The organism is Mesorhizobium sp. LNHC209A00 (genome assembly GCF_000502915.1).
Taxonomy (GTDB): domain Bacteria; phylum Pseudomonadota; class Alphaproteobacteria; order Rhizobiales; family Rhizobiaceae; genus Mesorhizobium.
The window spans coordinates 523724-537765 of record NZ_AYWT01000003.1 but is presented as its reverse complement, the minus strand read 5'-3'; the positions used below and the strand labels follow the sequence as shown (position 1 = coordinate 537765).

Sequence of the window (14042 nt, the reverse complement as noted above, 5' to 3'; positions counted from 1 at the left end):
GCCATCAGTTTGCCGCAGACCGGCCACCGAGAAAATCCTGCGACAGCCAATGCGGCCCGATGTCGGTCGCCCAGGCGAGCGTGCGGGCGCGACCGTGGTTGCGAACCGCGAGCAGCGGCCAGTCCGAGCCCCCGATAGTGCAGGTCGCAAGCAGACGGGATGAACCGTCGTTCCTGAAATCCAGCTTGTTCATGCCCAGGATGGGCCGCAACGGCCCCTCCACGCCGGCGAAGATCGGGTGGGACGACTGCAGGATGGAGGCGTTGAGGCACGGTGATGCCCTCGGCGGCCAGCGCGGCGTTGAAGGCCGTTGCGCCATTGGTCGAGGTCGCACTTGCCAGCGCGTCGCCGCGAACGGCGGCCGACGTCGTCGCTACGAAGGTTCACTTGCAAGCAACAGTTTCATTGCCGTCCCCACACTGTTCGATCAAGAAGTTGGGAAAACGGGCGCCGGTTTCAGCCGGCGCCCGCTGTGTCTAGACCTGGAGGATCAGAACTTGAACTCGGCCAGGTTTTCAGGGGTCACGATTTTCGCCGGCCCAAGGATCAATTCGCCGCTGGCCCCGATCGTGTATTCGCCGAGCCTGCCTGCCGTGAACTTCTCACCTTCCTTGCCGGTGATCTTGCATTGTGCAAGCGCCTGGGCTGCTTGATAGGCAAGATAGCCAAGATCGGTGACATTCCACCAGATATCCTGTGCGGCGCCGTCCTTGATGTACTTCGAGATCAGAGTGGCCGGCGCGAGACCGGTCAGCTTGACCTTGCCGATCATGCCGGCTTCCTCGAGTGCACGCGCGGCCGCCGGAAGGCCAATGCCTGCCGGAACGATGATCACCTTGAGATCCGGAAACGCCTGGACCAACGCCAACGCCTGTTGCTGGTTGACCTGTTCGCTCTCTTCGCCATAGGCGACCTGCACCAACTTCATCTTGGCGAACTTCGGCTCGGCCGCCATCTTCGCTTTGATGAAGTCGATCCAGGCGTTCTGGTTGGTCGCCGTGGGTGTCGACGATAGGATTGCGAATTCGCCTTCACCGCCGCTGAGATCGAATGCACTTTCCAGCATCATCTCGGCGAGACTGTCGCCCTTCACCTGGTTCACGAATACCGCGCGGGCATCGGCCGCCACGTCGGAGTCATACGAGATCACCCTGACGCCCTGCTGAACGGCGCGCTTCAGAGCAGGCGCAACGGCATTCGCGTCGTTGCCGGCAATTGCGATGACCCCGACCTTCTGCGACACGAGGCTGTTGATGAATTCGATCTGCGCCTCGGCCGTCGCCTGCGATGGGGCGACCTGGGTAGCAGTGCCGCCAATTTCCTTCGCCGCCTCTTCGGCGCCTCCAAAGGCCACCTTGAAGTAGGGGTCTGTGTCGAGCTTGGGCAGGAAGCCGACCGTCACGGGTTCCTTGGCGCATTCCTGGCTGAAGGCCAGCGAGGCCGGCGCGAGCAGAACCGCGGATGCGATCAGGGCTAATCTAAACGCTTTCATTGTGACTCCTCCGTCAAAAACATCGGGCTTGAAGGAAGGGGCTCGAGATCACCCCTTGGTCTCGCGCAAGACGCGCGATCTGCTGAGCCTCTCCTGTGCGGAGCGCCAGTAATTGCCGACCAGCAGCGAGCCGATCAGAAGCAGGCCGATGATCATACCCTGCGCGTCGCCGCCGACCTGGTTGAGCGCCAGCACGTTTCGGATCACGGCGATCAGGAGCAGTGCCAGCATGACACCGGTCAGGCGGCCCTTGCCGCCAAACACGCTCACGCCGCCGAGCAGCACGATGGTGATGACGTCGAGTTCCATGCCGAGCGCGTTGTTGGCGCGGGCGTTGGAGAGCCGCGCGGTATAGACGATGCCGGCGATGGCCGCGACGACGCCCGAGACGATGAATAGATTCAGGATCATCCGGCGCGTGTTGATGCCGGAATAGCGCGCCACTTCGGGGCTGCCGCCGAGCGCATGGATGCGCTTGCCGCTCGGCGTCTTCTGAAGGATGACGGCAAACACTGGCGCCAGCACCAGGAAAGGCACGATGGTCCACGGTATCTCAGTGCCCGGCAGGTTGTTGATCCCGAAATCGACGACGGCTGGCGGCAGTATGTTGACCGAACCGGTGCCGAGCAGGATGTAGCCAATACCGCGATAGAGCGCCATGGTGCCGAGCGTCACCACCAGCGACTGCAGTCCCAGGCCCGAGACCAGATAGCCGTTGAAGGCGCCGAGCAGGCCGCCGGCCAAGAGCGTCAGCGGGATTGCCGCCAGCGTAGGCACGCCCGCTTGGACGAGCAGGCCGAACACCACGGACGTCAGCGCCAGCACCGAGGCAATCGACAGGTCGATCTCGCGGATGATGATGAGCAGCGTCATCGGCAGGATCAGCAACGCCTTTTCCGAGGCACTCGCCGCCAGCTGCGAGAGATTGAAGCCAGAGACGAAATTCGGCACGAAGATCGCCGCGTAGAGGAAGGCGGCCAGACAAGAGGTCGCCAGCAGCAGGTCCCAGAAATCGATCGAGCGCAGGAACTTGTTCATCGCGCCCTTGCCTGTCTTGCCTGCTCCGCGCGCCGCACGATGAAGGTATCGATGCCGATGGCGACCAGGATCACCAGCCCGTAGACGCCTTGCAGCCACAGCGGGTCGACGCGCACAAGGGTCAGCCCGTTCTTGATGACCAAAAGGGTGAGCGCGCCGAGGATGATGCCGAGCAGTGTGCCCGAACCACCGCGGATGGCGACCCCGCCGACCACCGCCGAAGCGATCACGGTGAGTTCGAAGCCAAGCGCGACGCGGGCATCGATGGTGGCATAGCGGGAGGCCCACAGCGCCCCGCAAAGGCCACCGAGCAAGCCCGCCATGCCAAAGGCAAGCAGGATGCGGCGGTCGACCGGGATGCCGATGAGCCGCGCGCCGTCGGGGTTGGAGCCGGTAGCAAACAGTTCGCGCCCGACGGAAGTGCGATAGAGCAGGACGTAGCCAGCGCATAAGATGAGAATAGCGATGACGACGATCAGCGGCACGCCGGCGATCTTCAGGCCGGTCATGTCGAGCCAGGCCTGCGTGACCTCGTCCGCACTGACCTGGTCGCCGGCCGCCCAGATCGAGTTGAACCCGCGAAAGATCGACATCGAGGCCAGCGTGACGACGATGGCCGGGATCCTTCCCCGGGTGACGACAAGGCCGTTGATCAGACCGGCGATGCCGCCGACCGCGCATGCGGTCACCAGGCCGATGCCGATGTCGAGCCCGGGATAGGCCTGAACCATGCTGGCGGCCATATAGGCGGAAAGACCGATCACCGCGGCGATCGAAAGGTCGATATTGCGGGTAATCAGCACCAGCATCTGGGCGAGTGCGGCGACGACCAGCAGTGCCGCGTCCATCGACACGGCGGTCAGGTTTGCCGCGCTTACCATGCGCGGGTTGATGATGGTGACCGGAATGGCGACCGCTAGCATCGCGGCGAGCAGCCCGAACTCTCGCCGCTTCAGGAAATCGAGCGTTCCTTTTCTCTTATCCTTGAAGGCGGCACGCTCAGCCTGCGCTGCCGGATCGACGCGCTCGCTGGTCTTCGTCGCCGCTTCCAGCACCCTTTTCTGGGTGGCTTCGCCGCGTGCGAATTCGGCCGTTTGGTGACCTTCGCGCAGGACGACGATGCGGTCGCACATGCCGATCAGTTCGGGCATCTCGGAAGAAATCAGGAGGATCGCCATGCCTTGTGCGGCAAGGGCGGCGATCATGGCATGCACTTCCGCCTTGGTGCCAACATCGATGCCTTGCGTCGGCTCGTCGAGGATGAGTACGCGCGGCTCGGTGCGCAGCCATTTGGCCAGCACCACCTTCTGCTGGTTCCCACCGGACAATTCCTTGACCGGCTGCCCGTAACTGGAGAAGCGCAGCTTCATGCGTTTCAGCCAGTCCGCAACCAGATCGATCGCACGATCCGTGCCGTAAAAACCGGCCGGCGCGGCCTTGTCGAGGACCGGCAGCACCGCATTGTCGAGGATCGAGAAATCCATCACCAAGCTCTGGCCCATACGGTCTTCCGAGACATAGGCGATGTGCGCATCCATGGCGTCACGCGCCGAGGCGAAGCGCACGACTAGGTCGTCGATCAGGATTTCGCCAGCGTCAGGCTGGTCGATGCCGAACAACACGCGCGCGATCTCGGTTCGCCCGCTGCCCACAAGGCCGCCAAGTCCAAGCACCTCCCCGGCGCGGAGCTTCAAATCAATGTTGGAGAAGCCGCCGGCGCGCGAAAGCCCCCTCGCCTCCAGCACCAATGCGCCGGTGGCGTGGTTTCGTTCCGGGTAGAGGTCGGTCACTTCGCGGCCGACCATCATGCTGATGGCCGCGGCGCGACCAAGCTCAGCCTTCGGCTTGACGCCGATAAGGCGTCCGTCCCGCAGCACCGCGATGCGGTCGGCGATGCGGAAGATTTCGTCCATGCGGTGACCTACGAACATCATCGCCACGCCGTGCAGCCTGAGATCGGCAACGACAGTGAACAGCCGCTCGACTTCGCGCTGCGATAGGGCCGCCGTGGGCTCGTCCATGATCAGCACGCGCGCGTCGAGCGATAGCGCGCGGGCGATCTCGACCAATTGCTGCTCGGAGGTGCGCAGCGCGCCTAACCGCATTTCGGCCGGCACGTCGAGACCGACCGTCGCCAACACCTTGCGCGCGCCGGCTATCATGGCGGCGTTGTCGATGCCACCAAAACGGTCGCGCGGCATGTGGCCGAGATAAATGTTTTCCGCGACCGGTAGATCGGGGAACAGGCCGGGATGCTGGTGCATAACCGCGATGCCGGCAGCCTGGGCGTCCTGTGGCGAATGCAGAACAACAGGCTTGCCATCGATCTCGACATGGCCGCCGGTTGGGGCATGCACACCGGCCAGCAGCTTCACGCACGTGCTCTTGCCGGCGCCGTTTTCGCCAAGCAATGCCAGCACCTCGCCGGAGCGCAATTCGAAGGACGCATCCTTGAGGGCGATCGTGCCACCAAAGGCCTTTGTCGCCTGAACCAGGGCGATGGGGACAGCCACGTTCCCATTTGCCGTAGCATCGGCTTGGCCATGTATGCCTGAGTGCAGCACCTCTCCTCCCCAGCAGCTGTTATTTTTTCAATTTGCTATATTAAATGCGCCACGCCCGCAACCAGAAAATTGACTTCCGTTGCCCTGGGAGGCACTGTCGCGTTGCGCACGGGTGCGGATGGGGTGCCACGATCGCAGCAGATTGGGAGCTGCAGGCGGCCAGAGTGGCTTCGCAAGAGATGAATGGAGGCGTCGGTTTTGTCTGGAAAAGGCAGTAATTCCGTCAAGGTTCGGCATTACAACGAGCGATTCGTGCTTGATGCCATTCGCCGACTGAAGGAGGCTTCCAAGTCTGACTTGGCGCGCGCGGCAAACCTGACACCGGCCGCTGTGGCAACCATTGTCGACGGGTTGGAGTCGTCTGGTTTCGTAAAGCAAGTGGGAAAAAGGTTCGGACAGCGCGGTTCTCCTTCCACACTCTACAGGCTTACGCCGGAGCGCATCTACAGCGTCGGCATCAAGATCGGCCGGCGTGCGCTGGAGGCCGTGCTTGTCGACTTTGCCGGCGAGGTCCGCGCGCGCGAGTCGCACGAATACCGGCTTCCGGATCCGGATCTGGTGCTCAGAGCCGGAAATATGTCGCTTGCCAGTTTCGACAAGGTGGTCGCCGGGCTTGGCGATGCCAGCATTGTCGGCGTCGGAATCGCTTCGCCTTATTTCCTCGGCGGCTGGAGCGAGGAGCTAGGCTTTCCCGACGACCTTGGCAGCCGGTGGGAGGCAATCGACCTGACGACATTCTTCGCCTCGAGGCCCAAGACGCCAGTCTTCGTGGAAAACGACGCGTCGTCGGCAGCGTTGGCCGAACTCATCCAGGGGGCCGGCGCGCGGTTCCGCGACTTCATGCATATCTCGATCGACACTTTCGTAGGCGGCGGGCTTGTGCAAGGCGGCAAGGTCCATACCGGCCCGCATGGCAACACGGCTGCGCTTGGCCCGTTGCCGGTCTCTCCTTCAGGCCTCGATTCGGTGGCGGCCAAGCCGGCGCGCTACCAGAGTCTGCTGCACCGCGCCTCCATCTATGTGCTGGTCAATCATCTCAAGTCTCGCGGCATCGAGATCAATCGCGTGCGGGAACTGGATCCGCTGCCGCCTGGGGCGCGCGAGCCGTTGTTCGAATGGGTCGAAGATTGCGCCAACGCGCTGGTTGAGGCGATCATCGCCATCACCTCCGTCATCGACATCGAGGCGATCGTTCTCGACAGCATCCTGCCGCGGCCTATCCATCTCGAGCTACTGGCGAGGGTGCAGACCCAGTTTAACCGGACTAGCGCCCTCGGCATCGTGGCGCCGGAAATCGTGTCGGGACAATTCGGCCCTGAGGCGTCACCGATCGGCGCGGCCATGTTGCCGTTCTCCGCGCTGCTGGCCCCTGACAGCGGCGTGCTGATGATCGGCAAGGACAGAATAATGTTGCTGGGTAGCCTCTCGAGGCTTGCCGCCCAAAGGTAACGAGCAAAATGCTCAGCGGTCTTGTGCGCGAGCTAAATGGACTGGACTGTATGATCGTCACTCCCCATGGTGGTCGCCCGCGGTTCGTCCTGCATGGCCCTGGACGGCGCCAAGCGTCCTGCCGGCCTCGCCACACTTTACGCGGTGCCGAACGTCACCGTCGGGGAGCCAACTCAGCCCTAGTGAGTTTGATAGAATGGCTTATATGAGGTCAAATACCTACCAAACGAAGCGGCGCCGCGCCCAAAGGCATACGCTCCCGCGGTTTGACAATTTAGGGATAGAGCCTTTGTTATCAACGAGCGATGAGCACACGTTTGACAGCCTAACCAGTTGAACTCAAGCGGCTGTTCCAGAACGGCTCAGCGTGGAATAGAATGCCGGCGGCCCAAATGCATGATCCCGAAAAGTGGGAACCGGTTTCGGAAAAGATCATGCTCCAACAAAGAGTTGGATCAGGATGACGATTCAGCCAAACGTCGTCCTGATCCAATACCGCCGAGATGAAAAGAGCCAATGGCGACCACGGAACTGGAACAGCCGGACAATGACGGCTTGAGTGCACGCGCCACACGGTCGCTCAAGGCGGTGCCGCGCATCTGGAACCGGTTCTGGCGCCTCGTTTCGCTTTACATGCCCAAGCGCCTCTATGCGCGCTCGCTGATCATCGTCATCGCGCCGATGATCCTTTTGCAGTCGGTCGTCGCCTTCGATTTCATGGAGCGCCACTGGGCAACCGTGACGCAACGCCTGTCGCAGGCCACGGTGCGCGACATCGCCGCCATCATCGACCTGATCGAGACTTACCCGCACGACGCCGACTACGCCAACATCATCCGCACCGCGCAGGATCGCATGCAGCTGAAGGTCGATCTTCTGCCGCCCGATCCGCTGCCGCCGCCCGGTCCAAAGCCGTTCTTCTCGATCCTCGACGATGTTCTCTCCGCCGAGATTACCCGGCAGATCAACCGCCCGTTCTGGATCGACACTGTCGGCAATTCCAACATCATCGAAGTGCGCGTCCAGCTCGAGAACAAGGTGCTGCGCGTCTTCGTGCGCCGCAGCCAGGCCTATGCCTCCAACACCCACATTTTCCTCATCTGGATGGTCGGCACCTCGCTGGTGCTCCTGATGATCGCCATCCCCTTCCTGCGCAACCAGATCCGGCCGATCCTGGCGCTTGCCGAGGCAGCCGAAAGCTTCGGCAAGGGGCGGCCGATGCCGCGCGATTTCCGCCCGCGGGGGGCCGAAGAGGTTCGCCGCGCCGGCTTTGCCTTCATCCAGATGCGCGAGCGCATCGAGCGCCAAATCGAGCAGCGCACGGCCATGCTGACCGGTGTCAGCCATGATCTCAGGACCATCCTCACCCGCTTCAAGCTGCAGCTGGCGCTGGCCGGCGGCAAGGCCGAGACCAAGGCGGCTCTCGACCAGGACATCGAGGACATGCAGTCGATGCTGGAAGGCTATCTAGCCTTTGCCAAGGGCGAGGCCTCGGAGGACCCGGGACGTTTCGATCTCGAAGCCTATTTTCAGAAGCTTGGCGAAGAAGCGAACTTGCGCAAATGCAGACTGTCGACGACGCTTTTCGGCGATCCGACCGTGCATGTCAGGCCGAACGCCTTTGCGCGGCTGCTGTCCAACGTTATCGGCAATGCCTTCCGCTATGCCCGCACCGTCGAGGTCACCGCCGACCATGGCCGCGGCTCGCTTCTGGTCACCATCGACGATGATGGGCCAGGCATTCCGGCCGACAGGCGCGAAGACGTGTTCAAGCCCTTCGTGCGGCTCGACGAGGCGCGAAACCTCGACGCCAGCGGCACCGGGCTCGGCCTGTCGATCGCCCGCGACATCGCCCGCAGCCATGGCGGCGACATCACGCTCGACAACAGTCCGATGGGTGGCCTGCGCGCGGTGATCAAGGTTCCGGCCTGATTTCTATTTGGCATGATCTTGCCTGAAAACCGCTTTCGACTTTTTGGGATCACGGTCTGCTTCATCCGCCCGTCATGAAACCATGGTCAAGAGCGCGCATGAAGCGCGCGACCGCACTTGATTCGTCCTTGCCGCCTCACTTCCACCCCGTGCCCGTCAGGGTGCGCTGGAGCGAAGCGAGGGCGGCCGCATGGTCGCCGTTCCGGCATCGTTTCAAGGCAACCGCCGACCTCCGGAGCAAAGGGCCGCCATGCGCATAGTGATGGTCACCGACGCCTGGCGCCCGCAGGTTAACGGCGTCGTTCACACGCTGGAGCGGCTCACCGAGACCCTGAAATCCTTCGACGTCGCGGTCGAATTCCTGACCCCCAACATCTTTCGCACCCTGCCCTTGCCGACCTACCCCGACATCCGCCTGGCGCTGACCACGCCCGGCCATGTCGCGCGCCTGATCGACGGCTACAAGGCCGACCACATCCACATCGTCACCGAGGGACCGCTAGGCATCATGGCGCGGCGCCATTGCCGCAATGCCGGCCGGCCGTTCACCACCAGCTACCACACCCGCTTTCCCGAATATCTCAGCGCCCGCCTGCCGGTGCCGGAGAGCTGGGCCTATCGCTGGCTGCGCGATTTCCACAATTCGGGCCAAGGCACGCTGGTCGCCACCCAGTCGCTCGCCGACGATCTCACGGCGCGCGGCTTCAACAAGCTGAGGCCCTGGACGCGCGGCGTCGACACCGAGCATTTCCGGCCCGACAAGCGCAAGGACCTTGGCTTCCCCGGCCCGGTCTTCCTGTGTGTCGGCCGCGTCGCCATCGAAAAGAACCTGCCGGCCTTCCTTGACCTCGACCTGCCCGGCAGCAAGGTGATCGTCGGTGAAGGGCCCGAGCTTGCCAAGCTGAAGGCGAAATATCCGAAGGCGCATTTCCTCGGCCATCGCCCCAATGACGAACTGGCCGAAATCTATGCCTCTGCCGATGTCTTCGTCTTCCCCAGCCGCACCGACACTTTCGGTAATGTCATCATCGAGGCGCTGGCCAGTGGCACGCCGGTCGCCGCCTATCCGGTAACCGGACCCATCGACATCGTTGGTGATGGTGTCGGCGGTGCTGTTTCCACCGATTTGCGCGAGGCCGCGCTTGCCGCGCTCGACGTCAGCCGCGACCAGGCCCGCGAGCGTGCCATGCGCTACAGCTGGAAGGCCTGCGCGGAAATGTTCCTCGACGCGGTCGAGGAAGCACTGGGAACGACGCGCAAGCTGGCGGCTTGATCCGATAGGCCGGCGGCAGCGCCAAGGAACGAGGCGGTATTCTGTTTGGCCTCGGAACGCCTAGAATAGCCTGCCGCCATCCGGCACCTTGCGTTCGATGGCGCCCAACACCACGGCGCCCTCTTCATCGGGAAAGCCGAGCGTCAGCACTTCCGACATGAACGGCCCGATTTGGCGCGGCGGAAAATTGACCACCGCGAACACCTGGCGGCCGATCAAGGTCTCGGGCGTATAATATTTGGTGATCTGCGCCGAGGACTTTTTCACTCCGATCCCAGGCCCAAAATCGATCTTCAGCTTGAAGGCCGGCTTGCGCGCCTCCGGAAACGGTTCGGCCTCGACGATCGTGCCGGCACGGATGTCGACACGATCGAAATCGGCGAAGCTGATTTCAGGCTTGCGCTCGTTGTTTGAGCTCATGTCGAACGCTTCTGCTCAGGCGTTGCCGAAGGTCTCGAACAGCACGCCGGCCAGCGCGTCCTTGGCCGAGGTTCCCGACCAGACGACGAATTGGAAAGCCTGGAAATAGCACTCGCAGGCTTCCAGCGCCGAGGACAACAGCACTTCGACCTGCTGGCTCGATGGTTCGACCCCGCCGGCGAGCAGCAGCGACTGGCGGAACATGATCGCGCCTTCTTGCTCCCAGAGGTCGAAATGGCCGAAGAGCATCTGTTCGTTGATCAGCGACAACAGCCGCATCACTTCCAGCGTGCGGGCTTCCGGCACCTTGATATCGAAGGCGCAGGCAAGGTGCAGCGCTTCGAAATCCTCCATCCAAGAGAAGGAGACGTGATAGTCGGTCCAGCTGCCGGCAACCGAGATCGAGATTTCGTCGTCGCCGGCCCGTTCGAAGGACCAGTCATTGTTGTGGGCCACCTGCTCAATCACATCCACCGGATGGATTTCGCGTGAAAATTCGAGTTCGAGAAGTTCCATGGAATGCTTCCTGTGTTCAGGGGGAGCGCCACACGCTCCGCGGGGCACACACGACGAACAATCTTGTCTAGAACTCGGACGGCCGGGACTTATCAACGCAAAGACCCCAGACCGAACCCCACCGCCCGGTTGCACAACCCTGCTCCGAATCATGCAACAAATTCAGTCTATTGATCGGGAGTCGCGTGAACAGCCCAATTTTTCGCACTGCGTCATTCGCATGTGGAAAGGTGCCTGTCACAAAGAGTCACGCAATGCCGGTAAGCGATTCACGGCAAAGCGATTTTCAGGCTGGTGCTTTGTGGAAAAGTTTAACGAATTATTTTTTCGGCTTGGGCTTCGCCGGAGCCGCGGGTGTGGCCTGACCGGTCAGCTCGGCGATCCTGGCCTCGAGCGTCTCGATGCGCGAGGCGAGCCTGCCGTTTTCTTCCCTCGCCTTGGCGGCCATCTCGCGCGCGGCCTCGAACTCCTCGCGCTGCACGACATCCATGGAGTTGAGGATGCGTTCCGCCTGGCCCTTGAAGGCCGTCTCCACCTCGCGCCGCACACCTTGAGCGGCACCGGCGGCATCGGTCATCAGCTTGGCGAATTCGTCGAGAATGCGGTTCGGTCCGGTCGACATGGCAAATCCTCGCTTGCTTGATTTGAATTAGTGACGTGGCGCGACGAATGCAAGAACGTTGGGGCCCGATGCGGCCTCCGCGTTGCTATGGCGCACCGCCCGCATGATGGGCGCGGGTCCTGCAGGAGCCTCTCCAACGGCTCCGAAGCTGTACTTGATGGTGGCAAGTCGCCTATTGTAAGGCCCTCGTCTCCCTTCAGGCACGTTTCAATCAGGATAAGCAATGGCAACGCCCCCGCGCAGACCGACAAATCCGATGGAAGCCGCCGAAGCTGTGTTCAAGCCGATCAAGAAACCGGCAGCGACCCCGCCTCGCGAACCCTCCACCGCCCCGAATGTCCGCGAGCTTGTCTCGATCAGGATCGACCGGGCCGTGCTTGATCATTTCCAGGAAGATGGTCCTGGCTGGCAAGACAGGATCAACGACGCCTTGCGCGAAGTGGTGGCCGCCAAGCCCAGGGGATGAGCACGCCCACCCCGGNTGGCAAGACAGGATCAACGACGCCTTGCGCGAAGTGGTGGCCGCCAAGCCCAGGGGATGAGCACGCCCACCCCGGCGACGGAGCTGGAAGCGAATCTGTTCCCGGACCCTAATCTGTTCCCGGACCATTGACGTCCGTGACCTTGCCGTGAGCTTGCCTTGACCCTGCCAAAACCCTGCCGCATGGTCCGCGCCGATCGCAACCGAGAGCTCCCCGTTGAACGAATATTTCCTGCTGCCGCTGGCTTCGCTGCCTTTTCCCAATATCAACCCGATCCTCGTCCAGATCGGGCCGCTGGCGGTGCACTGGTACGGCATCGGTTACATCGTCGGCATCCTGTTTGCCTGGTGGTATGCCAAGCGGCTCTCCGCCAATCCTAAACTCTGGCCCGACGGCGTCCTGCCGATGAAGCCTGAGGATCTCGACGATTTCATCGTCTGGGCGGCCATTGGCGTGGTTCTGGGCGGCCGCACCGGTTATGTCCTGTTCTACGACCTGGCGCGCTACATCGCCCATCCGCTCGACATCTTCGCTGTCTGGCAAGGCGGCATGTCCTTCCATGGCGGCCTGCTCGGCGTCATCCTCGCCATGACGCTGTTTTCCATAAAGCGCGGTATCCGCACATGGTCGCTGTTCGATGTCGTGGCAGCTGGCGTGCCGGTCGGTCTCGGTCTCGTGCGCGTCGCCAACTTCATCAACTCCGAGCTCTGGGGGCGGCCCACCGATGTGCCCTGGGCGATCGAATTCCCCAATGGCGGTCCGTTCACCCGCCATCCGAGCCAGCTCTACGAGGCTTTGCTCGAAGGGCTGGTGCTGTTTGTCGTGCTGCGCATTCTTACCCATTCGCGCTTCAAGCTGAAGACACCGCGCTTTGTCGGCGGCGCCTTCATCTGCGGCTACGGCCTGTCACGAATTTTCGTGGAGTTCTTCCGCGAGCCCGACCAGCAGCTCGGCTATCTCCTCGGCACCAACTGGCTGACCATGGGCATGATCCTGTCGACGCCGATGGTGCTGGCCGGCATCTGGGCGATGGCGACGGCCAAGCCGGTGACGCAAGCGCAGCCGCGGGCGACATGACGCGGCTGAAGGCTCGTATCGTCAAGCTGATCGAGGCGGTGGGTCCGATGCCCGTCAACGAATACATGGCGCTGTGCCTGTTCGATCCGCGCGATGGCTATTACACGACACGCGAGCCGTTCGGCGCGGCCGGCGATTTTATCACCGCACCGGAGATCAGCCAGATGTTCGGCGAGCTCGTCGCCGTCTGGCTTTACCAGGCTTGGGCAGCGATCGGCCGGCCGATGCCGGTCACTGTCGCCGAGATCGGCCCCGGCCGTGGCACTTTGATGAAGGACATGCTGCGCACTCTGTCGCGGCTCGATCCGGCCTTGGCCAATGGCGCCGTCTTCGCCATGATCGAGAGCAGTCCGCGCTTGACCGATATCCAGAAGCAGACGCTTGGAGCGACACCCTTCGTGATAGGCTGGCATGAAACGATCGAGACCCTGCCCCGTCAACCGCTGTTGATCGTCGGCAACGAATTGTTCGATGCCCTGCCCATCCGCCAGTTCGTCCGCGCCGGCGCCGAGTGGCGCGAGCGCATGGTCGGCCTGGACGACGCGGCCAATCTTTGCTTCTTCGCCGGCGCCGGCTCGGTCGACCCGACGCTGCTGCCCAGGGATGCGGCCGACGCGCCGCAAGGCGCGATCGTCGAAATCGCACCTGCCCGCACCGCCCTGATGGCGGCGATCGCCGAGCGCATGGCCGCTCATGGCGGCGCCGGGCTATTCCTCGACTACGGCCATCTGCGGCCCGGTGTCGGCGACACGCTGCAGGCCCTGCGCCGGCACAATCACGAAGGTGTGCTGGCCAATCCTGGCGAGGCCGACCTTACCTCCCATGTCGATTTCGCCGCTCTTGCAGCGATTGCGCGCGCGCATGGTTTCGATGCCCATCTGTCGACGCAGGGCAATTTCCTGCTCGGCATGGGCATTCTGGAGCGCGCCGGCCAGCTGGGCGCCGATGCCGGCCAGGCGGCACGCGACAAGATATCGGATGCCGTCGAACGGCTCGCCGGGCCGCAAGCGATGGGCGAACTCTTCAAGGTCCTCGCCGTCGTCCCACGCGCCGTCCCCGTCAGGCCCTTCGCCACGGCGGATTGACTTTTCGTCGCTACCCCTCCCAATCTCCCGTCCGGTAAAAGAGCCGCCGGACTGCCGGCGCTTTTCCTTGACGAAACCGCCCACACGGACAA

13 protein-coding genes are annotated in these 14042 nt (G+C 62.9%); 6 read left to right on the top strand and 7 right to left on the bottom strand.

Annotated elements, in window-relative coordinates; all coding sequences use genetic code 11:
- Positions 1–4: 4 nt before the first annotated feature.
- The 4 genes from X739_RS01000000165945 to X739_RS155805 all read right to left on the bottom strand — a co-directional run bounded on the left by X739_RS01000000165945 (position 5) and on the right by X739_RS155805 (position 5043).
- The gene (locus tag X739_RS01000000165945) at positions 5–319 is read right to left on the bottom strand and encodes a glutamine amidotransferase (RefSeq protein ID WP_023794120.1); all 315 of its coding nucleotides are present in this window, start codon (positions 317–319) and stop codon (positions 5–7) included.
- Between the two features lie 171 nt (positions 320–490).
- The gene (locus X739_RS155795) at positions 491–1492 is read right to left on the bottom strand and encodes a rhamnose ABC transporter substrate-binding protein (RefSeq protein ID WP_023770267.1); all 1002 of its coding nucleotides are present in this window, start codon (positions 1490–1492) and stop codon (positions 491–493) included.
- A 48-nt stretch (positions 1493–1540) separates the two neighbouring features.
- Positions 1541–2530, bottom strand: coding sequence for an ABC transporter permease (locus X739_RS155800; RefSeq protein ID WP_023781442.1), 990 nt, complete (start codon positions 2528–2530; stop codon positions 1541–1543).
- Positions 2527–5043, bottom strand: a complete 2517-nt coding sequence (locus tag X739_RS155805) for an ATP-binding cassette domain-containing protein (protein WP_032924151.1) — start codon at positions 5041–5043, stop codon at positions 2527–2529. The genes X739_RS155800 and X739_RS155805 overlap by 4 nt, the downstream gene beginning before the upstream one ends.
- A 429-nt stretch (positions 5044–5472) precedes the next feature.
- Here X739_RS155805 and X739_RS155810 point away from each other — a divergent pair, with 429 nt between their 5' ends.
- The 3 genes from X739_RS155810 (at position 5473) to X739_RS155820 (ending at position 9748) form a co-directional block, all read left to right on the top strand.
- Positions 5473–6543, top strand: a complete 1071-nt coding sequence (locus X739_RS155810; RefSeq protein ID WP_245273806.1) for an ROK family protein — start codon at positions 5473–5475, stop codon at positions 6541–6543.
- Between the two features lie 516 nt (positions 6544–7059).
- Positions 7060–8475: an ATP-binding protein gene (locus tag X739_RS155815; RefSeq protein ID WP_023781439.1), complete on the top strand. Its 1416-nt coding sequence runs from the start codon at positions 7060–7062 to the stop codon at positions 8473–8475.
- A gap of 250 nt (positions 8476–8725) precedes the next feature.
- Entirely contained in the window at positions 8726–9748 is a 1023-nt protein-coding gene (locus X739_RS155820) for a glycosyltransferase family 1 protein (RefSeq protein ID WP_023781438.1), read from the top strand.
- A 60-nt stretch (positions 9749–9808) separates the two neighbouring features.
- Here X739_RS155820 and X739_RS155825 read toward each other — a convergent pair whose 3' ends face one another.
- The 3 genes from X739_RS155825 to X739_RS155835 all read right to left on the bottom strand — a co-directional run bounded on the left by X739_RS155825 (position 9809) and on the right by X739_RS155835 (position 11306).
- Positions 9809–10168 (bottom strand): tRNA-binding protein, encoded by a 360-nt coding sequence (locus tag X739_RS155825; RefSeq protein WP_023781437.1) that lies wholly within the window; start codon positions 10166–10168, stop codon positions 9809–9811.
- Positions 10169–10183: 15 nt separating this feature from the next.
- Positions 10184–10684 (bottom strand): YbjN domain-containing protein, encoded by a 501-nt coding sequence (locus X739_RS155830; RefSeq protein ID WP_015316098.1) that lies wholly within the window; start codon positions 10682–10684, stop codon positions 10184–10186.
- 319 nt (positions 10685–11003) lie between these two features.
- A complete protein-coding gene (locus X739_RS155835; RefSeq protein ID WP_015316097.1) occupies positions 11004–11306 on the bottom strand; it encodes an accessory factor UbiK family protein in 303 nt (100 codons plus the stop codon).
- Between the two features lie 223 nt (positions 11307–11529).
- Here X739_RS155835 and X739_RS155840 point away from each other — a divergent pair, with 223 nt between their 5' ends.
- From X739_RS155840 to X739_RS155850, 3 genes are all read left to right on the top strand, one after another.
- Positions 11530–11772, top strand: a complete 243-nt coding sequence (locus X739_RS155840) for a BrnA antitoxin family protein (protein WP_023770273.1) — start codon at positions 11530–11532, stop codon at positions 11770–11772.
- A 232-nt stretch (positions 11773–12004) separates the two neighbouring features.
- Positions 12005–12865, top strand: coding sequence for a prolipoprotein diacylglyceryl transferase (gene lgt / locus X739_RS155845; RefSeq protein WP_023794112.1), 861 nt, complete (start codon positions 12005–12007; stop codon positions 12863–12865).
- Positions 12862–13950, top strand: coding sequence for a class I SAM-dependent methyltransferase (locus X739_RS155850; RefSeq protein WP_023770275.1), 1089 nt, complete (start codon positions 12862–12864; stop codon positions 13948–13950). Before lgt ends, X739_RS155850 begins: the two co-directional genes overlap by 4 nt.
- The last annotated feature ends 92 nt before the right edge of the window (positions 13951–14042 follow it).